The 21,647-nt window shown below is 53.8% G+C and carries 18 protein-coding genes and 1 other RNA gene; 11 read left to right on the plus strand and 8 right to left on the minus strand.

Annotated features, from left to right (window positions below; translation table 11 throughout):
• Window positions 1-70 precede the first annotated feature (70 nt).
• Window positions 71-991 (plus strand): agmatinase, encoded by a 921-nt coding sequence (gene speB, locus C2U43_RS04410; RefSeq protein WP_003027056.1) that lies wholly within the window; start codon window positions 71-73, stop codon window positions 989-991.
• A gap of 184 nt (window positions 992-1,175) precedes the next feature.
• Here speB and C2U43_RS04415 read toward each other — a convergent pair whose 3' ends face one another.
• The gene (locus C2U43_RS04415) at window positions 1,176-1,934 is read right to left on the minus strand and encodes a M48 family metallopeptidase (RefSeq protein ID WP_032944921.1); all 759 of its coding nucleotides are present in this window, start codon (window positions 1,932-1,934) and stop codon (window positions 1,176-1,178) included.
• A gap of 279 nt (window positions 1,935-2,213) precedes the next feature.
• On the opposite strand from C2U43_RS04415, the gene tkt reads away from it, so the two are divergent.
• The 8 genes from tkt to srsR all read left to right on the plus strand — a co-directional run bounded on the left by tkt (window position 2,214) and on the right by srsR (window position 11,836).
• Window positions 2,214-4,205 carry a transketolase gene (gene tkt, locus C2U43_RS04420; protein ID WP_048215577.1) on the plus strand — a complete coding sequence of 664 codons (1,992 nt, stop codon included), beginning with the start codon at window positions 2,214-2,216 and terminating at the stop codon, window positions 4,203-4,205.
• A 491-nt stretch (window positions 4,206-4,696) separates the two neighbouring features.
• The gene (gene epd / locus C2U43_RS04430; RefSeq protein ID WP_103284736.1) at window positions 4,697-5,725 is read left to right on the plus strand and encodes an erythrose-4-phosphate dehydrogenase; all 1,029 of its coding nucleotides are present in this window, start codon (window positions 4,697-4,699) and stop codon (window positions 5,723-5,725) included.
• Between the two features lie 39 nt (window positions 5,726-5,764).
• The gene (gene pgk / locus C2U43_RS04435) at window positions 5,765-6,928 is read left to right on the plus strand and encodes a phosphoglycerate kinase (protein WP_003027032.1); all 1,164 of its coding nucleotides are present in this window, start codon (window positions 5,765-5,767) and stop codon (window positions 6,926-6,928) included.
• A gap of 88 nt (window positions 6,929-7,016) precedes the next feature.
• The gene (fbaA, locus tag C2U43_RS04440) at window positions 7,017-8,096 is read left to right on the plus strand and encodes a class II fructose-bisphosphate aldolase (RefSeq protein ID WP_003027029.1); all 1,080 of its coding nucleotides are present in this window, start codon (window positions 7,017-7,019) and stop codon (window positions 8,094-8,096) included.
• A 191-nt stretch (window positions 8,097-8,287) separates the two neighbouring features.
• Window positions 8,288-9,148, plus strand: coding sequence for a small-conductance mechanosensitive channel MscS (locus C2U43_RS04445; protein WP_003825461.1), 861 nt, complete (start codon window positions 8,288-8,290; stop codon window positions 9,146-9,148).
• A gap of 192 nt (window positions 9,149-9,340) precedes the next feature.
• A complete protein-coding gene (gene argO / locus C2U43_RS04450; protein ID WP_003027005.1) occupies window positions 9,341-9,976 on the plus strand; it encodes an arginine exporter ArgO in 636 nt (211 codons plus the stop codon).
• Window positions 9,977-10,069: 93 nt separating this feature from the next.
• Window positions 10,070-10,816: an oxidative stress defense protein gene (locus C2U43_RS04455; protein WP_003825465.1), complete on the plus strand. Its 747-nt coding sequence runs from the start codon at window positions 10,070-10,072 to the stop codon at window positions 10,814-10,816.
• A gap of 123 nt (window positions 10,817-10,939) precedes the next feature.
• Window positions 10,940-11,836, plus strand: a complete 897-nt coding sequence (gene srsR / locus C2U43_RS04460; protein WP_003026999.1) for a LysR family transcriptional regulator SrsR — start codon at window positions 10,940-10,942, stop codon at window positions 11,834-11,836.
• On the opposite strand, the gene C2U43_RS04465 is transcribed toward srsR, so the two are convergent.
• The 5 genes from C2U43_RS04465 to argP all read right to left on the minus strand — a co-directional run bounded on the left by C2U43_RS04465 (window position 11,833) and on the right by argP (window position 18,379).
• Window positions 11,833-13,299 carry an acetyl-CoA hydrolase/transferase family protein gene (locus tag C2U43_RS04465; RefSeq protein ID WP_103284737.1) on the minus strand — a complete coding sequence of 489 codons (1,467 nt, stop codon included), beginning with the start codon at window positions 13,297-13,299 and terminating at the stop codon, window positions 11,833-11,835. The genes srsR and C2U43_RS04465 overlap by 4 nt on opposite strands.
• Window positions 13,300-13,323: 24 nt before the next feature.
• On the minus strand, window positions 13,324-14,109 hold the full coding sequence (scpB, locus tag C2U43_RS04470; RefSeq protein ID WP_008785757.1) for a methylmalonyl-CoA decarboxylase: 786 nt from the start codon (window positions 14,107-14,109) through the stop codon (window positions 13,324-13,326).
• A 10-nt stretch (window positions 14,110-14,119) separates the two neighbouring features.
• On the minus strand, window positions 14,120-15,115 hold the full coding sequence (gene meaB / locus C2U43_RS04475) for a methylmalonyl Co-A mutase-associated GTPase MeaB (protein WP_103284738.1): 996 nt from the start codon (window positions 15,113-15,115) through the stop codon (window positions 14,120-14,122).
• Window positions 15,108-17,252, minus strand: coding sequence for a methylmalonyl-CoA mutase (gene scpA, locus C2U43_RS04480; RefSeq protein WP_103284739.1), 2,145 nt, complete (start codon window positions 17,250-17,252; stop codon window positions 15,108-15,110). The genes meaB and scpA overlap by 8 nt, the downstream gene beginning before the upstream one ends.
• A 233-nt stretch (window positions 17,253-17,485) precedes the next feature.
• Window positions 17,486-18,379, minus strand: a complete 894-nt coding sequence (argP, locus tag C2U43_RS04485; protein WP_003825477.1) for a DNA-binding transcriptional regulator ArgP — start codon at window positions 18,377-18,379, stop codon at window positions 17,486-17,488.
• Window positions 18,380-18,549: 170 nt separating this feature from the next.
• Between argP and rpiA the strand changes: the two genes are divergently transcribed.
• Together rpiA and serA are read left to right on the plus strand one after the other, a co-directional pair.
• Window positions 18,550-19,209: a ribose-5-phosphate isomerase RpiA gene (gene rpiA / locus C2U43_RS04490; RefSeq protein WP_003825479.1), complete on the plus strand. Its 660-nt coding sequence runs from the start codon at window positions 18,550-18,552 to the stop codon at window positions 19,207-19,209.
• Between the two features lie 271 nt (window positions 19,210-19,480).
• The gene (gene serA / locus C2U43_RS04495) at window positions 19,481-20,713 is read left to right on the plus strand and encodes a phosphoglycerate dehydrogenase (RefSeq protein ID WP_003825480.1); all 1,233 of its coding nucleotides are present in this window, start codon (window positions 19,481-19,483) and stop codon (window positions 20,711-20,713) included.
• Window positions 20,714-20,834: 121 nt separating this feature from the next.
• Here the strand turns inward: serA and C2U43_RS04500 are convergent, their stop codons facing one another.
• Window positions 20,835-21,431, minus strand: a complete 597-nt coding sequence (locus tag C2U43_RS04500) for a 5-formyltetrahydrofolate cyclo-ligase (protein WP_003825482.1) — start codon at window positions 21,429-21,431, stop codon at window positions 20,835-20,837.
• Between the two features lie 19 nt (window positions 21,432-21,450).
• Window positions 21,451-21,634: non-coding RNA, 6S RNA (gene ssrS / locus C2U43_RS04505), on the minus strand.
• Between the last annotated feature and the right edge of the window lie 13 nt (window positions 21,635-21,647).

The raw sequence follows: 21,647 nt of genomic DNA on the forward strand, positions 1-21,647 counted from the left end.
AATCCCTTCCTCGTCGGGCTTAACGACGCGGAGGGGATTTTTTTTCATCGATTTTTAAAGAGGTCAGTACATGAGCACCTTAGGTCATCAATACGACAACTCCCTGGTTTCTAACGCCTTTGGTTTTTTACGTCTGCCGATGAACTTCATGCCATACGACAGCGACGCCGATTGGGTGATCACCGGCGTACCGTTTGATATGGCAACGTCTGGTCGTGCGGGCGGGCGTCATGGTCCGGCGGCGATCCGTCAGGTTTCCACTAACCTGGCGTGGGAGCATAACCGCTTCCCGTGGAACTTCGATATGCGCGAGCGCCTGAACGTGGTGGACTGCGGCGATCTGGTTTATGCCTTCGGTGATGCGCGTGAAATGAGTGAAAAACTGCAGGCTCATGCTGAGAAGCTGCTTTCTGCCGGTAAGCGCATGCTCTCCTTCGGCGGCGACCACTTCGTCACGTTGCCGCTGCTGCGCGCGCACGCAAAACACTTTGGTAAAATGGCGCTGGTGCACTTTGATGCCCACACCGACACCTACGCGAACGGCTGCGAATTCGACCACGGCACCATGTTCTACACTGCGCCAAACGAAGGGCTGATCGATCCGAATCACTCTGTGCAGATTGGTATTCGTACCGAATTCGACAAAGACAATGGCTTTACCGTGCTGGATGCCTGCCAGGTGAACGATCGCAGCGTAGATGACATCATCGCCCAGGTTAAGCAGATTGTCGGTGATATGCCGGTGTATCTGACCTTTGATATCGACTGCCTGGATCCAGCATTTGCGCCGGGTACCGGTACGCCAGTGATCGGCGGTCTGACTTCCGATCGCGCGATCAAGCTGGTACGTGGTCTGAAAGATCTGAACATCGTCGGGATGGATGTTGTTGAAGTGGCTCCGGCCTACGATCAGTCAGAGATCACCGCGCTGGCGGCAGCTACGTTGGCTCTGGAAATGCTGTATATTCAGGCGGCGAAGAAAGGCGAATAATAGTCGGACTATTTTACTCGTCATTTTGGGTCCGGGCAGTGCTCGCCATCCTCACGTACTACGTGTACGCTCCGGTGGCTGTGCGCTGGCCGGGCCCAAACTGACTTCGCCAATTACGTCCGATAATGGGATGAAATCTGTAGGCCGGATAAGGCGTTCACGCCGCATCCGGCTCGATTAACGGTTATTTGATCCCGTCTGCGCTCATGCGATCGCGAATATGTTGCGCACGTTCTGCGGATGCCGGGTGATCGTCAAACATTGAGCTTTGACGTCCAGCTTCCAGTTTGGCCAGTTTCTCAAAGCTGGTGGCTAAACCTGCCGGATTGATCCCGCGTTTGCGCAACAAATCATACGAGTAATCATCCGCCTCGGATTCCTGACGCTGGGAGAACTGCGAGTTCACCAGTTTCTCGCCAAGATCGCCCAGTTGCGACTGCGACAGGCTGCCGACAATGCCGCCAGCGGATGCCGCCGCTGCACGTACGGCGTTGGTACCCAGCGCAACCTGCATACCTTTTTTCACGTGACCCAGCGCGACGTGGCCCATTTCATGGCCGATCACCGCTTCGACTTCGTTGTCGGTCATCATATCCATCAGGCCGCTGTATACGCGGATACAGCCGTTTGCCATGGCAAAGGCATTCACATCTTTCGCCATATAGACTTTGTAGTTCACCGGCTGGCCGTTAATGTTATCGCCAAGCGCGGCGGATATTTTGCCAAGACGCGTTGCGTACTCGCTGCTGGCCGGGGCGATAGTAGCCTTGCTGTCCATATCTTTACAGGCCTGATCGCTCAGCGCTTTTACCTGAGCATCGCTCAGACTGTAGGCCTGAAAAGCCTCCGCGCCAGAAGAAAGCAGTCCGTTGGAGTCCATGTTCTGGCAGCCGGTCAATGCCGCAGCCATGCTCGTAGCAAGCAGTAAAGCGCGAATTTTCATTTTTTCTCTTCCGCACAAAGTCAGGATTATTCTAAAAATTACGTCGTTTGCAGGTGAACCGACGCTCGGCCTAAGTATAAAGAAAAGAACAATACGCGGGCGAGAAGATTGCGCAACTTGCGCGCATGATCCAGAGATTTCTGAAGCGGCAAAAGGATGCTCCATGTACATGACACGCGGCTTGGGTTACATTGTTGGCACTTTTTTCCGGCGTAGCCCAAAACGCGCTGTCGTCAAGTCGTTAAGGGCTCAGCCTTCATTATCCGATCTGGAGTCAAAATGTCCTCACGTAAAGAGCTTGCCAATGCTATTCGTGCGCTGAGCATGGACGCAGTACAGAAAGCCAAATCCGGTCACCCGGGTGCCCCGATGGGTATGGCTGACATTGCCGAAGTCCTGTGGCGTGATTTCCTGAACCACAACCCGACTAACCCGTCCTGGGCTGACCGTGACCGCTTCGTGCTGTCCAACGGCCACGGCTCCATGCTGATTTATAGCCTGCTGCACCTCACCGGCTACGATCTGCCGATGTCCGAGCTGCAGAACTTCCGTCAGCTGCACTCCAAAACTCCGGGTCACCCGGAAGTGGGTTACACCGCGGGTGTTGAAACCACTACAGGTCCTCTGGGTCAGGGCATTGCGAATGCAGTGGGTATGGCTATCGCTGAAAAAACGCTGGCGGCGCAGTTTAACCGTCCAGGTCACGACATCGTTGACCACTTCACCTATGCTTTCATGGGTGACGGCTGCATGATGGAAGGTATCTCTCACGAGGTATGTTCCCTGGCTGGTACGCTGAAGCTGGGTAAACTGGTTGCGTTCTACGATGACAACGGCATCTCTATCGATGGCCACGTTGAAGGCTGGTTCACCGATGACACCGCGAAGCGTTTTGAAGCTTACGGCTGGCATGTGGTTCGTGGTGTTGATGGCCACGATGCTGACGCGATTAAGCGCGCAGTAGAAGAAGCACGCGCAGTAACCGACAAACCGTCCCTGCTGATGTGCAAAACCATCATCGGTTTCGGTTCTCCGAACAAAGCGGGTACTCACGACTCTCACGGTGCACCGCTGGGCGATGCAGAAATCGCACTGACCCGTGAACAGCTGGGCTGGAAATACGCGCCGTTCGAAATCCCGTCTGAAATCTACGCGCAGTGGGATGCGAAAGAAGCCGGTCAGGCAAAAGAAGCTGCATGGAACGAGAAGTTCGCTGCTTATGCGAAAGCCTTCCCGCAGGAAGCGGCTGAATTCACCCGTCGTATGAAAGGTGAAATGCCGTCTGACTTCGACGCCAAAGCGAACGAGTTCATTGCTAAGCTGCAGGCTAATCCGGCGAAAATCGCCAGCCGTAAAGCTTCTCAGAACGCGATTGAAGCCTTCGGTCCTCTGCTGCCTGAATTCCTCGGCGGCTCCGCTGACCTGGCACCGTCTAACCTGACGCTGTGGTCTGGTTCGAAAGCGATTAACGAAGATACTGCCGGTAACTACATCCATTACGGTGTGCGTGAATTCGGTATGACCGCTATCGCGAACGGTATCTCCCTGCACGGTGGTTTCCTGCCGTACACCTCCACCTTCCTGATGTTTGTGGAATATGCCCGTAACGCGGTGCGTATGGCTGCGCTGATGAAACAGCGTCAGGTCATGGTCTACACCCACGACTCCATCGGTCTGGGCGAAGACGGCCCGACTCACCAGCCGGTAGAGCAGGTTGCTTCTCTGCGTGTGACCCCGAACATGAGCACATGGCGTCCGTGTGACCAGGTTGAATCCGCCGTTGCGTGGAAATACGGTGTTGAGCGTCAGGACGGCCCGACCGCGCTGATCCTCTCCCGCCAGAACCTGGCACAGCAGGAGCGTACTGAAGAACAGCTGGCAAACATCGCTCGCGGTGGTTACGTGCTGAAAGACTGCGACGGTCAGCCGGAACTGATCTTCATCGCTACCGGTTCTGAAGTTGAGCTGGCTGTGGCTGCGTGGGACAAACTGACTGCCGAAGGCGTGAAGGCTCGCGTGGTTTCCATGCCGTCTACCGACGCGTTCGACAAACAGGATGCCGCTTACCGTGAGTCTGTGCTGCCGAAAGCGGTTTCCGCTCGCGTTGCAGTGGAAGCAGGTATCGCTGACTACTGGTTCAAATACGTAGGCCTGAACGGCGCAATCGTCGGTATGACCACCTTTGGTGAGTCTGCTCCGGCAGAGCTGCTGTTTGAAGAGTTCGGCTTCACCGTAGACAACGTTGTCGCGAAAGCTAAAGAACTGCTGTAATTTCGATTACAGGTGAAAACGGGTCGCTCAGGCGGCCCGTTTTTTTTTGCTTTTCCGCAACGCGCCGCGCGTTGCGCAATCGCACGGCGCAGTCTGCTATCCAGACCGTCTGCGGCATCATTGAAGGGCTCCGGGACTCGGACCTCGCGCTGGTGATTAGATGCAGGTTAGGGGGCTTTCTGATTTAAATCAGGGTGTGTAACACGACAATGAAATAATTTTGCTACGGTTATTCGTCATTCTGGAATATGGAATAAATTTAGCGTTGAAGGGCGTTAAAATGTGACGCAAGTCAGATAACTGTGTTCTGTTGCTGGACAATCATTCCTTTTATTCCGCGTTTCGCTTATTCTAGCTGAAGCGTTTCAGTCGATTAAATGTTCGACAATTAACCAATTAGTCGCAGTTTGCGACAGGTAAGGTTTCCCTGAGCGATTTGCTGCATTACTCTGTCTGCCACATCGTTTCTGAGAAATCCTTGCAGGAGACCTATGACCGTACGCGTAGCGATTAATGGTTTCGGTCGCATCGGACGCAACGTGGTTCGTGCTTTGTATGAATCCGGGCGTCGGGCGGAAATCACCGTGGTGGCAATCAACGAACTTGCGGATGCTGCAGGCATGGCGCATTTGTTGAAATATGACACCAGCCATGGACGTTTTGCCTGGGATGTTCGTCAGGAACGTGACCAGCTCATCGTTGGCGATGACGCTATCCGCATTCTGCATGAGCGAACCCTCGATGCACTTCCATGGCGCGAACTGGGTGTCGACATCGTGCTGGATTGTACGGGGGTCTTCGGCAATCGCGAACACGGCGAGGCGCATATTGCCGCTGGTGCAAAAAAAGTGCTCTTTTCACATCCTGGTAGTCACGACATCGACGCAACCGTTGTGTATGGCGTTAATCAGGATCAGCTGCGCGCTGAGCACCGGATCGTTTCCAACGCTTCCTGCACCACGAATTGCATAATACCCGTCATTAAATTGCTGGATGATGCTTACGGCATTGAGTCTGGTACCGTCACCACGATCCACTCCGCGATGCACGATCAGCAGGTTATTGATGCTTATCATCCTGACCTACGTCGCACGCGAGCGGCCAGCCAGTCGATTATTCCGGTTGATACCAAACTGGCGGCGGGCATCACGCGAATTTTCCCGCAGTTTAACGATCGTTTTGAAGCGATAGCGGTGCGTGTACCGACCATAAATGTGACGGCGATCGACTTAAGCGTGACGGTGAAAAAACCAGTAAAAGCCATTGAAGTCAACCAGTTGCTGCAAAAAGCAGCACAAGGTGCATTTCATGGTATAGTTGACTATACGGAATTACCGTTGGTCTCTGTAGATTTTAACCACGACCCGCACAGCGCCATCGTTGATGGTACGCAAACGCGTGTGAGTGGCGCTCACCTGATCAAAACGCTGGTCTGGTGTGATAATGAATGGGGCTTTGCTAACCGTATGCTCGATACTACGTTAGCGATGGCTGCTATTGGTTTCAGGCTCGACGCTTGAGCGTCGACAAAACTTTATGAATCAACGAGAGGATTCACCATGTCTGTAATTAAGATGACCGATCTGGATCTGGCTGGTAAACGCGTTTTTATCCGTGCGGACCTGAACGTACCAGTTAAAGAAGGGAAAGTAACCAGCGATGCGCGTATCCGTGCTTCTCTGCCGACCATCGAACTGGCCCTGAAACAGGGTGCGAAAGTGATGGTAACTTCCCACCTGGGTCGTCCTACCGAAGGCGAGTACAACGAAGAATTCTCTCTGCTGCCGGTTGTTAACTACCTGAAAGACAAACTGTCTGCTCCGGTTCGCCTGGTAAAAGATTACCTGGACGGCGTTGAAGTCGCTGCCGGTGAACTGGTGGTTCTGGAAAACGTTCGCTTCAACAAAGGCGAGAAGAAAGACGACGAAGCACTGTCCAAAAAATATGCTGCGCTGTGCGACGTATTCGTAATGGACGCTTTCGGTACAGCTCACCGTGCACAGGCTTCTACTCATGGTATCGGTAAATTCGCTGATGTAGCTTGCGCAGGCCCGCTGCTGGCTGCTGAGCTGGATGCGCTGGGTAAAGCACTGAAAGAACCTGCTCGTCCGATGGTTGCTATCGTTGGCGGTTCTAAAGTTTCCACCAAACTGACCGTTCTGGATTCTCTGTCAAAAATCGCTGACCAGCTGATCGTTGGCGGTGGTATCGCGAACACCTTCGTTGCCGCTCAAGGCCACAACGTGGGTAAATCCCTGTACGAAGCTGACCTGGTTGACGAAGCTAAGCGTCTGCTGACCACTTGCGACATCCCGGTCCCGACTGACGTTCGCGTAGCGACTGAATTCTCTGAAACTGCACCGGCTACTCTGAAGTCCGTTAGCGATGTGAAAGAAGACGAGCAGATCCTGGACATCGGCGACGCTTCTGCACAGCAGCTGGCTGACATCCTGAAAAATGCGAAAACCATTCTGTGGAATGGCCCGGTTGGCGTGTTCGAATTCCCGAACTTCCGCAAAGGTACTGAAATCGTTGCTAACGCTATCGCAGACAGCGAAGCGTTCTCTATCGCAGGCGGCGGTGACACCCTGGCAGCAATCGACCTGTTCGGCATTGCTGACAAAATCTCCTACATCTCCACTGGCGGCGGCGCTTTCCTCGAATTCGTGGAAGGTAAAGTATTGCCAGCAGTAGCGATGCTCGAAGAGCGCGCTAAAAAGTAAGCATTTAATGGGCAGGGAAACCTGCCCAATTATTAGCGCGCTTTAGAGCGCGCGCCCTTTCCAAGGCCGAAGATACAGGATTCGTAATATGTCTAAAATTTTTGATTTCGTAAAACCAGGCGTAATCACTGGTGATGACGTACAGAAAGTTTTCCAGGTAGCAAAAGAAAACAACTTTGCCCTGCCAGCTGTTAACTGCGTTGGTACCGACTCCATCAACGCCGTTCTGGAAACCGCTGCAAAAGTTAAAGCGCCGGTAATCGTACAGTTCTCCAACGGTGGTGCTTCTTTCATCGCGGGTAAAGGCGTGAAGTCTGACGTTCCTCAGGGCGCTGCAATCCTGGGTGCTATCTCTGGCGCGCATCACGTTCACCAGATGGCTGAACACTACGGTGTTCCGGTTATCCTGCACACTGACCACTGCGCGAAGAAACTGCTGCCGTGGATCGACGGTCTGCTGGACGCGGGTGAAAAACACTTCGCAGCAACCGGCAAACCGCTGTTCTCTTCTCACATGATCGACCTGTCTGAAGAGTCTCTGGAAGAGAACATCGAAATCTGCTCCAAATACCTGGCGCGCATGTCCAAAATGGGCATGACCCTGGAAATCGAACTGGGTTGCACCGGTGGCGAAGAAGACGGCGTGGACAACAGCCACATGGACGCTTCTGCACTGTACACCCAGCCGGAAGACGTTGATTACGCATACACCGAGCTGAGCAAAATCAGCCCGCGTTTCACCATCGCAGCTTCCTTCGGTAACGTACACGGCGTTTACAAGCCGGGTAACGTTGTTCTGACCCCGACCATCCTGCGCGACTCTCAGGACTATGTTTCTAAGAAACATAACCTGCCGCACAACAGCCTGAACTTCGTCTTCCACGGCGGTTCCGGTTCTACTGCTCAGGAAATCAAAGACTCCGTAAGCTACGGCGTAGTGAAAATGAACATCGACACCGATACCCAATGGGCTACCTGGGAAGGCGTTCTGAACTACTACAAAGCGAACGAAGCTTACCTGCAGGGCCAGCTGGGCAACCCGAAAGGCGAAGATCAGCCGAACAAGAAATACTACGATCCGCGCGTATGGCTGCGTGCTGGTCAGGCAACCATGATCACCCGTCTGGAACAGGCTTTCAAAGAACTGAACGCGGTTGACGTTCTGTAATTTACGCCGTTCTACGTGGCATGAGGCCCGCAAATGCGGGCCTTTTTTATTGCCATTTCAATATGCTGCTGGCAGAGAATTCTGTGATCTGTTTGGCAAAATCCAGGTTTATTGTTTACCCTTGTCAGATTGCCAGTCCCGTTGGGACGGCTTTATTTTTCCCATTTGGGTAAGCAAAAAAGGAATATTGAATGGAAGATTTGAATGTTGTCGACAGCATAAATGGTGCGGGCACCTGGCTGGTCCGCAATCAGGAGCTGCTGTTAAGCTATGCCGTCAACATCGTTGCGGCCATCGCCATTGTCATTATCGGTATGATTGTGGCGCGAATCGTATCAAACACCGTTAACCGCCTGATGGTGGCACGTAAAATTGATGCAACCGTTGCTGACTTCCTCTCCGCACTGGTGCGCTACGGTATTATCGCGTTCACGCTGATTGCCGCTCTGGGTCGCGTTGGGGTACAAACCGCTTCTGTGATTGCCGTTCTCGGTGCCGCAGGTTTAGCCGTTGGTCTGGCGCTGCAAGGTTCGCTGTCCAACCTCGCCGCTGGCGTGCTGCTGGTGATGTTCCGTCCGTTCCGCGCAGGTGAGTATGTAGACCTCGGCGGCGTAGCGGGAACCGTACTCAACGTGCAGATTTTCTCCACGACTATGCGTACCGTAGACGGTAAGATTGTTGTGATCCCAAACGGTAAAATCATTGCCGGGAACATCATTAACTTCTCTCGTGAGCCGGTTCGTCGTAACGAATTTATCATCGGCGTGGCTTACGACTCCGATATCGATCAGGTGAAAAAAATCCTCACCGATATCATTCAGTCTGACGAGCGTATCCTTAAAGATCGTGAAATGACGGTGCGCCTGAATGAGCTGGGCGCTTCCTCGATTAATTTTGTGGTACGCGTCTGGAGCAACAGTAGCGATCTGCAAAGCGTCTACTGGGACGTACTAGAGCGTATTAAACGCGAGTTTGACGCCAACGGTATCAGCTTCCCGTACCCGCAGATGGATGTGAACTTCAAGCGTGTGAAAGAGAGCGCGGCAGAGTAATCGCGTGCCCGGTGGCGCTATCGCTTACCGGGCCCACAGGTTTTGTAGGCCGGATAAGGCGTCAGCCGTCATCCGGCATTTCCCCACCCTTGGTATTAATTCTTCTTATCCCTGATTAAAATTATCCATTTCCGCTAATGTTTTCCCCGCGCTATAGTCTGCTCCTAAGAGAAACAGTTCGGGATGATTAACGTGTTATCGTATTATTTTCAAGGGCTTGCACTTGGTGCGGCTATGATACTTCCGCTCGGTCCGCAAAACGCCTTCGTGATGAACCAGGGGATCCGTCGCCAGTATCACATCATGATTGCTTTACTCTGCGCTATCAGCGACTTAGTGCTGATTTGCGCGGGGATCTTTGGCGGTAGCGCCTTGCTGATGCAGTCACCATGGCTGATGGCGCTTGTCACCTGGGGTGGGGTGGCATTTTTACTCTGGTACGGTTTCGGGGCGTTAAAAACGGCGATGAGCAGTAACCTGGAACTGGCCAGCGCCGAGGTGATGAAGCAGGGCCGCTGGAAAATTATCGCTACTATGCTGGCGGTGACATGGCTCAACCCCCATGTTTACCTGGATACCTTTGTGGTGCTGGGGAGTCTGGGAGGCCAACTGGACGTTGAGCCTAAGCGCTGGTTTGCGCTGGGCACCGTCAGTGCTTCGTTCCTGTGGTTCTTCGGCCTGGCATTGCTGGCGGCCTGGCTCGCTCCGCGTTTGCGCACTGCTAAAGCACAGCGGATCATCAATACCCTGGTAGGATTGGTGATGTGGTTTATCGCTTTTCAGTTGGCAAAAGAAGGTGTTGCGCACGTTCATGCGTTGTTCAACTAAGTGTTGTCTGATGGACAACGCAGCGAGATCGGCTAAGCTTGCCTGCATGTGCCCTGAGTTTCGGGGTAATTAATGAAACATGGAGGAACGACCGTGAAGTTCAAAATAATGGCCCTGGCGGCATTAGTCGGATTCAGCGCACTATCGGTACAGGCAAATGAGTTGCCAAATGGACCGCACATCGTGACTTCCGGAACGGCAAGCGTGGATGCGACACCAGACATCGCTACTCTGGCGATTGAAGTGAACGTAGCTGCAAAGGATGCGGCTTCAGCGAAGAAGCAGGCTGATGAGCGCGTGGCGCAATATCTGTCCTTCCTTGAACAGAACCAGATAGCGAAGAAAGATATTAGCGCGGCAAACCTGCGCACCCAGCCGGACTACGACTACCAGAATGGTAAAAGCGTCCTTAAAGGCTATCGTGCGGTACGTACCGTTGAGGTCACGCTGCGTCAGTTGGACAAACTCAATGCGCTGCTCGATGGTGCACTGAAGGCCGGTCTGAATGAGATCCGTTCGGTATCGCTTGGCGTTGCCCAGCCGGATACTTACAAAGATAAAGCGCGTAAAGCAGCAATTGATGATGCTATTCATCAGGCTGAGCAGTTAGCTGCGGGCTTTAACAGCAAACTGGGGCCCGTTTACAGCGTGCGTTACCACGTTTCCAATTATCAACCGAGCCCGATGGTACGGATGATGAAAGCAGATGCAGCGCCTGCGACATCCGCTCAGGAAACCTACGAACAGCCGGTTATTCAGTTTGACGATCAGGTTGATGTGGTCTTCCAGATTGAGCCGACGGCGGGGCAACCAGCAGCAACGCCAGCCAAAACCCAGTAATCATTGCAGACCCGGCTTTCCAGCCGGGTTTTTTCTGTGAGCAACTGTAAAAATGAGACCCCACATCCAGTCTTTTTTTTCGCCGTAATGAGGATAGGCCATAGCGATTTTTAAGGGGACGCTATGGATATTTTTATCTCGAAAAAGATGCGTAATTTCATTCTGCTGGCGCAAACCAATAACATTGCCAGAGCGGCAGAAAAAATACATATGACTGCATCGCCTTTCGGTAAAAGCATTGCCGCACTGGAAGATCAAATCGGCTATACGCTGTTTACCCGCAAGGATAACAACATCAGCCTGAATAAAGCCGGACAGGAGCTGTATCAGAAGCTGTTTCCCGTTTATCAGCGCCTTTCTGCCATTGATAACGAAATCCATAACGCCTCTCGCCGCTCGCGGGAAATCGTCATCGGTATCGACAATACCTACCCAACGATTATTTTTGACCAGTTGATTAGCCTTGGTGACAAGTATGACGGCGTGACGGCTCAGGCCGTTGAATTCAGCGAGAATGGGGTTATTGATAACCTGTTCGATCGCAAACTGGATTTTATTATCTCGCCGCAGCACGTTTCCCCCCGCGTCCAGGAACTGGAGAATCTGGCGATTAGCGAGCTGCCTCCGCTGCGTCTGGGGTTTCTCGTTTCCCGGCGCTACGAAGAAAAACAGCCGCAGGATCTGCTGCGCGAGCTGCCCTGGCTGCAAATGCGCTTCCAGAATCGCGCCAATTTTGAGGCGATGCTGGATGCATACATGCGGCCCTGCGGGATCAACCCGACGATTATCTACCGTCCGTACAGCTTTATGGCCAAGATCAGCGCGGTAGAGCGCGGACAGTTTTTGACGGTGATCCCTCATTTCGCCTGGCGGCTGGTGAACCCGTCGACGCTAAAGTATTTCGATGCGCCCGGCAGCCCCATGTATATGCAGGAGTTTCTCTATTCGCTGAAAAATCATCGCTATACCGCCACTATGCTCCAGCATATTGCTGAAGATCGTGACGGTAGCGCAAGTTAGCCGAGCATCGATCCAGTCTCGAGAAGGTTGCGATGCAGATCGAATGCATGGCTGAGATCGTGATGGATATGCCCGCCGGGCGCTTTCTCCAGATAGCGGTGCAGATAATCCCGGTAAAGAGGGTGCGCACAGTTATCGATAATCGTGTGCGCCCGCTGCATCGGAGATAGCCCACGCAGATCGGCAATCCCTTGTTCGGTCACGATCACTTTAACGCTATGTTCGCTGTGGTCGACATGGCTGCACATCGGTACGATGGTGGAGATTTTCCCGCCTTTGGCAATCGACGGCGCCATAAAGATAGACAGGTAGGCGTTGCGCTCGAAATCCCCGCTGCCGCCGATGCCATTCATCAGGTTCACCCCCGCAACGTGCGTGGAATTGGCATGGCCGTAGATATCAAACTCCAGACCGACGTTGAGCGCAATAACCCCCAGCCGACGGATGATCTCCGGGTTATTGGAGATCTCCTGCGGGCGCAGCACAATCCGGCTGGCGAAGAAGTCCATGTTGTCGTAAATCTTCTTTAGCGACGGGGCTGAAATGGTCAGGCTGGAGGCGCTGGCACCTGTTATCTTGCCCGTTTCCAGCAGATGCACCACCGACTCCTGCAACACCTCCGAATACATCATAAAGGGCGGGATATCCGGGTTCTCGCCCAGTCGCGCCATTACCGCGTTGTTGATATTGCCCACGCCGCTTTGTAAGGGCAGAAACTCAGCTGGAATACGTTTGTGCGCCATTTCTGCCAGCAAAAAAGTGACGACGTTATCGGCAATTTGCTGGCTGACCGGATTGGTTTTATCCGCCGCATTTCCGGCATCGGGCAGTTCGGTTTCTACCACCGCGACCACCTTTTTGGGGTCTATCTGCACGCACTGGCTGCCTACGCGATCCATGGTATGAAAAATGGGTACGCTGTTACGCCGTGGTGGTGCACCGGGTATCACGATGTCGGCAAACTCCGCCACACGCGGATTATGGTAATGATTCAGCTCGATAATCACCTTTTTCGCCCGCAGCAGCCAGGTGGGTGCATTGCCAATACCGCTGGAAAGCCAAATCCGGCCATCTGGCGCGATGGCGGAGGCTTCAATGACGGCAACATCGATCTCGCCAAAAAAGCCGTAATTAACCATTTGCGCCACTTCACTCAAATGGAGATCGACAAACCTCACCTGGCCCTGATTAATTTTCTCGCGCAGGCCCGTTGACGTTTGATAAGGCGCACGCCAGGAAACGGCATCCGCCGCGGATAGAACATCATCAGCGGCGGCGCCAATTGATGCTCCGGTCAGCAGGCGGATCTGAAAAGGCTGCCCGTTCTGATGCCGTTCGCAGGCGCGTTGGGCAATTGCGCTGGGTAACGCTTTGGGTGAACCCGCAGGGGTAAAGCCGCTAAACGCCACCATATCATCGTGCTGGATAATTTCTGCCGCCTGTTCGGCGCTCATCCGTTTCATGGCCGTCTCCTTCCTCGGACGTGATTAATGGCCAACAAAATTTGGTTTACGTTTTTCCATAAACGCGTTCATCCCTTCCTGATAATCCTCGCTGTCGTACACCGCGCGGCGCATGCCCTGAATACGCTCGAACTCATCAGAATTCATGGTGTGCGCTTCACCCAGCACGCGCAGTTCTTCTTTGATGACGGCGATGGCCAGCGGCGCTTTTTCCGAGATGTGGTGCGCCATTTGCAGAGTGAAATCTTCCAGTTCCTCGACGGGCACGACATGGTTAAGGATCCCGACCGCCATGGCGCGTTGTGCGGTGATGGGCGAAGCGGTAAAAATCAGCTCTTTCACGATGTGAAAACCAGCGTCGCGGGTCAGGTTGTGGATGCCCACCAGGTTATACGGCACACCGAGGTTGACCGGGGTCATCGAGAAAGTGGAGGTACTGGCTGCAATGATCAGATCGGAACTCATGATCATCTCAAACGCGCCGCCCCAGACGCTGCCTTCGACCATGGAGATCACCGGCTTCGGGTATTTTTGGATCATACGGGTTATCTGACGCAGCGGATCGTCATAAGAGAGCGGATCGCGACGTCCGGTCGGGAGTTCATGAATATCATGCCCGGCAGAAAACACTTTGGCCCCGCTTGGAGCGCGCAGAATGATGCAGCGAATGTCTGCACGATTGAGATCGCTCAGCGCCTGCATCAGATCGTCAATAAACACTTTACTCAGGGCATTGAGCTTGCGGGCGTAATTGAACTCAATAACCGCGACTTTCTGGATGATGACCACGTTGACGTATTGATAAGACATAATGTTCTCTTTATTGAAAGTAATGATGCTGAATAAATTCGCTGATGTGCCGCAGACCGGTGCGCGGCGAAAGATCATTGTTTTTGACGGCCTGAAGCGTCTGCTGGAAATAGCGGTCGAAATCAGTCCGCGCAAACAGCAGATGCAGGGCTTCTTCTTCAGCCTGCTGGTGTAACCAGTCCACCGCCTGCTGCTGGCGAACTTTTTCCAGTCGACCGCTGGCGGTCAGGCACGTTTTAAAGTCGGTTATCGCCTGCCAAACCTCCTCGATACCGCGTTTTTCCAGGGCGCTACAGGTCAGAACCCGCGGCTGCCACTCGTCATATTTGCGGCGCAGAATATGCAGGGCGGACTCGTACATATGGCGGGCAATGGCAACGCTGGTATGGTTATCACCGTCGTCCTTATTGATGACGACCAGATCCGCCATTTCCATCAGGCCTTTTTTGATGCCCTGTAAATCGTCGCCACCGCCAGCGATTTGCAGTGAGATAAAGCAATCCACCATGCCTGCGACTTCGGTTTCTGACTGCCCAACGCCGACGGTTTCTACAATCACCGCGTCAAAGCCAGCCGCTTCGCACAGCAGCATTAATTCGCGGGCACGCTGGCTGGCACCGCCTAAATGACCGCAGGAAGGGACCGGGCGAATAAACGCAGATTCGGCGCGGGCCAGCTCCGTCATGCGGGTTTTATCGCCAAGAATGCTGCCGCCGCTGACCGGGCTGCTGGGATCGACGGCGATCACCGCCACCCGTAATCCGTGGTGGATGAGCAACATGCCGAATGCTTCCAGGAAAGTGCTTTTGCCCGCGCCCGGCGTACCGGTGATCCCCAAACGCAGGGCGTTACCGGTGAACGGCATTATCGCGTCCAGCAATTGCGTACTCAGCGGCTGGTGGCGCGGGTGGTTGCTTTCGACCAGCGTCATTGCCTGGGCGAGCGTAGCCCGTTCGCCGAGTCGCAAACGGCGGACGGTATCTTCAAGCGTGGCGGCGTTAATCATGATGCTGACTGATACGGGTTAACACATCGCGGACGCTGTCGAGCATTGGCGTGCCGGGGCCATAAATGGCTGCCACGCCATGTTCGTGCAGGAAGGCGTAATCCTGTGGCGGAATAACGCCTCCTGCTACCACGCAGATATCTTCACGCCCCCATTTTTTGAGTGCGGTGACCAGTTCCGGGATCAGCGTTTTATGGCCCGCCGCCAGTGACGATGCGCCTATTACATGCACATCGTTTTCTACCGCCAGACGGGCGATCTCTTCCGGAGTGGAGAACATCGGGCTGAGATCGACATCGAAACCGAGATCGGAATAGGCGCTGGCGATTACCTTCGCGCCGCGATCGTGGCCGTCCTGGCCCATCTTGGCGATCAGAATACGCGGGCGGCGGCCATTTTCCGCGAGGAACTGTTCGGTTTGCGCAACGATGGTATCGAACTCATCGGCGGATTTGTCTGACTGATGATAGCTTTGCGCAATCACGCCGGTGACGCAGTGGCTGGGAACCAGATACCGATCAAAAGCGACTTCCAGCGCGTCGGAGATTTCACCCAGCGTGGCGCGAACACGGGCGGCGTTGACGGCAGCAGCCAGCAGGTTTTCATTATGCTGCGCGGCGTGGGTCAGTGCCGTGAGCGCGGCTTTAACGGCATCGTTGTCGCGGGTGGTGCGGATATGTTTCAGCGAGGCAATCTGCTCGTTGCGCACCTTCACGTTGTCGATCTCCAGTACCGACGTCTCGTCTTCTTTATCCAGTTTGTACTTATTGACGCCGACGATAACGCGCTTACCCTGGTCGATCAGCGACTGTTCACGCGCGGAAGCTTCTTCGATCATCCGTTTAGGGAGCCCGGCTTCGATCGCTTTCGCCATGCCGCCTGCCTCGTCAATCTGTTTGATGATCGTGCGTGCCTGCTTCACAATTTGATCGGTGAGTGACTCGACGTAATACGATCCGGCCAGCGGATCAACGGTGCGGCAGATCTCTGATTCTTCCTGAATGATGATTTGCGTATTACGCGCAATACGGGCGGAGAAATCGGTGGGCAGACCGAGCGCTTCATCAAAGGCGTTGGTATGCAGCGACTGGGTACCGCCAAGCGTAGCGCCGAGTGCTTCAATAGTGGTTCGTACCACGTTGTTATATGGATCCTGCTCGGTCAGGCTCCAGCCAGACGTCTGGCAGTGGGTACGCAGAGCAAGAGATTTCGGGTTGGTCGCGCCAAAACTGCTGACCGCTTCGCTCCACAAATAGCGCGCTGCGCGCAGCATGGCGACGTTCATAAACAGATCCATGCCGATGCCGAAGAAGAACGACAGGCGCGGGGCGAAGTCATCAATTTTCAGTCCGGCGGAGAGTGCAGCTTTGATGTATTCAATACCGTCTGCCAGCGTAAACGCTACCTGCTGCACGCAGTTCGCTCCGGCTTCACCCATGTGATAGCCGCTGATGCTGATGGTATTAAAGCGCGGCATGTTGCCGGAGCACCAGGCGATGATGTCGGCGATAATGCGCATCGAAGGTTTTGGGGGATAAATGTAGGTGTTGCGGCACAGGTACTCTTTCAGAATATCGTTCTGAATGGTCCCGGTGAGTTGTTCCGGCGTTACGCCTTGTTCTTCTGCAGTGACGATATAAAACGCCAGCACCGGCAGAACCGCGCCGTTCATGGTCATCGATACTGACATCTTATCCAGCGGGATCTGGTCGAACAGTATCTTCATATCTTCGACGGTATCGATCGCCACGCCTGCTTTACCGACGTCACCTGCCACGCGCGGGTTGTCAGAGTCATAGCCACGATGGGTGGCAAGGTCAAAGGCGACGGAAAGCCCTTTTTGCCCGGCGGCGAGGTTGCGGCGGTAAAAGGCGTTGGACTCTTTGGCGGTAGAGAAACCAGCGTATTGACGAATGGTCCACGGCTGCGCGGTATACATGGTGGCGCGCGGGCCACGCACGTAAGGCGGCAGGCCGGGAAGGGTGCCCGTGACTTCCAGATTATCGAGGTCCGCTTCGGTGTACAGCGGCTTGATGGCAATCCCTTCCGCCGTCTGTCTTTCCAGCGACTCGACGGTTTTTTCCCGTCGACTGAGTTCTTTATTGGCGAGTGTTTGCCACTCCTGCACGTTTGCCATTTTTTGCTCCGTATTACGCAATAAGTTGAATCTTTGCGAATACGGTGAGCTTTTTCATTTGGCTTGTCGCCAGCAAAAAATAGCCAACAGGGCGTCGTTTTTTGCCGCGTGGCGTGTTTGATTTTGTGATTTATTTCAAAGACGTGGCGGGAATAGCATGAAAAGAGGGGAAAAGGCTTGTCGGCCGGATAGGGCGTTACGCCACCATCCGGCACTCTGAGGTTATGAGAGGTTTAATCCTGACGCAGTACGTTGTGACCATAGGCCAGCAGCGCATCGGTGACGTTGCGCATCATGCGACTTTCCGGTGCAAAACGGTGCCAGTACAGCATCCGGCGCTGGAATAGGCCCGGTGTTAAGTCGATAAGCTCGCCGCTTTCCAGTTCTTTCTCAATCTGCAAGTGGGGGATCATGCAGCAGGTCGTTCCCTGACGCGCCAGTTGAACGAAGGCTTCAGACGAGTTAACGATATGGCACGGCACGCTGCCTGGCGGCAGGTCGAAGTTTTGTTGCAGGAACGCCTGGTGCATATCATCAAGATGGTCAAACGCTACCGCCGGGGCTTTCAGCAGGGCAGAGCGGGTGACGCCGTTAGGGAAATAACGCTCGGCGAAAGGTTTCGAACCAACAAACAGGTAGTCCAGCGCGCCGAGTTTATCCACCAGACAGCTTGGCAGCGCCTGATGTTGAATACTCACCGCACCGACCACTTCACCACGACGCAGACGTTCCTGAGTTCGGGTTTCATCCTCAACCTGCAGGTTCAGCCGAATCGGCGAATTTGCCAGTACCGGAGCCAGCGCCGGAAGCAACCAGGTCGCCAGACTGTCGGCGTTCACCGCCAGTGAGAGCAGCAGTGGCGTCGAGCCGGTTTGTTCATCACCCAGCCACTCGTCTTCCAGCAGTTCAACCTGACGCAAAAGCGCCAGTAGTTTCTGCCCCTGTTCGGTTGGGCGTGGTGGTACGGTACGCACCAGCAGCGGTTGTCCGAACATATTCTCAAGCTGTTTTATGCGCTGTGAAACCGCGGATTGCGTGATGCACAGCTTTTGCGCCGCGCGCTCAAATCCTCGTTCACGAATAACCGCATCCAGTGCTTGTAGTGTTCTGTAGTCCGGACGTTTCATTGCTTTGACGCACTCCTGAAAATTTTGCTTGTTCTGCACTATGACACAAATTTAGGTTGGGTAAAGACGAAATCCGCCGCTTGCGAGCGGGTGTGGGGACATTTTTCTGCACAATGTTCTATAATGCGCGTGAATTTTCCCACCATATTCACACCACAGGCGAAACGATCATGACGCAGGATGAACTGAAAAAAGCAGTAGGATGGGCGGCACTTCAGTATGTACAGCCCGGTACCATTGTGGGCGTAGGTACAGGTTCAACAGCCGCACACTTTATTGATGCGCTGGGCACAATGAAAGGTCAGATTGAAGGTGCGGTGTCCAGTTCGGACGCTTCAACCGAAAAACTCAAAAGCCTCGGTATCCACGTGTTCGATCTTAACGAAGTGGACAGCCTCGGCGTATACGTTGACGGTGCGGATGAAATCAACGGCCACATGCAGATGATCAAGGGCGGCGGCGCAGCGTTGACCCGTGAAAAAATTATTGCTTCCGTGGCGAAGAAATTTATCTGCATTGCCGACGCGTCCAAAGAAGTCGATATCCTCGGTAACTTCCCGCTGCCGGTTGAAGTGATCCCAATGGCGCGCAGCGCTGTGGCTCGCCAGTTGGTGAAGCTGGGCGGTCGTCCTGAATACCGTCAGGGCGTAGTGACGGACAATGGTAACGTGATCCTTGATGTACACGGTCTGGAGATCCTCGATGCCATCGCGATGGAAAACGCCATCAATGCGATTCCGGGCGTGGTAACCGTCGGTCTGTTTGCCAACCGTGGTGCGGATGTCGCGCTGATCGGTACACCAGACGGCGTGAAAACTATCGTAAAATGATCTGACGGGAGTGTCTTCTCCCGTTAAAAAAATTTTGGCAGGGCAAATTTGGTGACTTGTGTCACGTTTATAATATTGTCCTGCCGATCTCTCCAAAGAAAAAGTTATCGCCAGTATTTTCCTCTGACATTTCTCTCTGAATGACATTTCTTCAGCACGGCGACGCAAACGTTCATATTGCCGCAATATTATTTTTTGATATGTTGAAGAGACGGATGAAAATCCCACACACAACACATCAGTTTGAACAAAAAAAGACAGGGTCGGGGAAATGGCAAAGGTATCACTGGAGAAAGATAAGATTAAATTTCTGCTGGTTGAAGGCGTGCATCAAAAAGCGCTCGAAAGCCTTCGTGCAGCAGGTTATACCAACATCGAGTTTCATAAAGGCGCTCTGGACACTGAACAACTGAAAGAGTCCATCCGTGATGCCCACTTCATTGGCCTGCGATCCCGTACCCATCTGACTGAAGATGTGATTGACGCCGCAGAGAAACTGGTCGCGATTGGCTGCTTCTGTATCGGCACCAACCAGGTTGATCTCAGCGCTGCGGCAAAGCGCGGTATCCCCGTGTTTAACGCACCATTCTCAAACACGCGTTCCGTTGCAGAACTGGTGATTGGCGAACTGCTGCTGCTGCTACGCGGCGTACCCGAAGCAAACGCCAAAGCACACCGCGGCGTGTGGAATAAACTGGCTACCGGCTCGTTTGAAGCGCGTGGCAAAAAACTGGGGATCATCGGCTACGGCCACATTGGTACTCAGCTAGGCATTCTGGCGGAATCGCTGGGGATGCACGTCTATTTCTATGATATTGAAAATAAACTCCCGCTCGGCAACGCCACGCAGGTGCAGCATCTTTCCGACCTGCTCAATATGAGCGACGTGGTCAGTTTGCACGTACCGGAAAATGCCTCCACCAAAAATCTGATGGGTGCGCGTGAGATTGCGTTGATGAAACCAGGCGCGCTGCTGATTAACGCCGCACGCGGTACAGTTGTTGATATTCCTGCGCTGTGCGACGCGTTAGCGACCAAGCACCTGGCAGGGGCAGCAATCGACGTATTCCCAACCGAGCCGGCAACCAACAGCGATCCTTTCACTTCGCCGCTGTGTGATTTCGACAACGTGATCCTGACGCCGCACATTGGTGGTTCAACGCTGGAAGCACAGGAAAACATCGGTCTGGAAGTGGCTGGGAAACTGACCAAGTATTCCGACAACGGCTCTACGCTGTCTGCTGTTAACTTCCCGGAAGTTTCGCTGCCGCTGCACGGCGGTCGTCGTCTGATGCACATTCACGAAAACCGTCCGGGCGTACTGACTGCGCTGAACCAGATTTTTGCCGAGCAGGGCGTCAACATTGCCGCGCAGTATCTGCAGACTTCCGCACAGGTAGGTTATGTGGTTATTGATATTGAAGCGGATGAAGATGTGGCAGAGAAAGCGCTGCTGGCGATGAAAGCCCTTCCGGGAACCATTCGCGCTCGTCTGCTGTACTGATTTCCTCTACATGGGCAGGCGGTTGACCTGCCCATCTTTCCTCTGATTTCCCGGCCTCAAAATCTCTTTCTGTAACGCATACATTCTCTTTTCGAGCCTTGCCGCAATCGGCAAAAAACGGCTACCACTCCCAGATTTTGGACGGCGTCACCACCGCAGGCAGCGGGATATCCCATTCTTCGACAGGCAGCTTTTCCACTCGCTGACAATCGTGCGCGTAGCCTACGGGCTGGATCTTATGCTGCTGCCAGTTTTGAAGCGTTCGATCGTAAAATCCGCCGCCCATACCCAGGCGTTGCCCGACCTCATCAAACGCCACTAACGGCGTGATCAGTACATCCAGCTGTGAGAGCGGCAATACGTCACGTACATCAAGCCGTGGTTCCTGGATCTTTAAGCGATTGGTTACCAGGTCGCTGTGCGGATGATAGTGCAGGAACAGCAGGTTGCCAGGGCTGAAGGGGTGAAGAACTGGAAGATAGACGCGCTTGCCTGCTCGCCACAGCTGATCTATTAGCGGCTGGGTATCGAGTTCGCCATCGAACGAGAGGAATACCGCCACGGTATGAGCGAGTACAACAGGGGGATAACTGAGCATTCGGGTCGCGGCTTGCTGACCGTATTGTCGTTGCTGTTCGGAAGTAAGCGCGCGACGACGCTGCCGAATCAGTTGACGGATTTCTTGCCGGGATAAAGGGAGTTCAGAAAGTAATGTCATGGCTGTTGCCAGGTAGAAGGGAATCTCCGAGATGCCGCCGCAGGCTGTAACCCTTGAACCCTTGGTTCAAGGTGAATGCGTCGTCACAGTTTTAAGGCTTCTCGGACGGGCCGAGCATGCTCACCAACCGTGGAGCGCCACATTCTTGTGGTATGAAATATCGGCTCAGGGGACTGGCCCGCTTGCAAACATCTCAGAGAAATTTTGTCTTCACGG

Origin of the sequence: Citrobacter freundii complex sp. CFNIH9 (genome assembly GCF_002903305.1) — a bacterium.
Classification (GTDB): Bacteria; Pseudomonadota; Gammaproteobacteria; order Enterobacterales; family Enterobacteriaceae; genus Citrobacter; species Citrobacter portucalensis.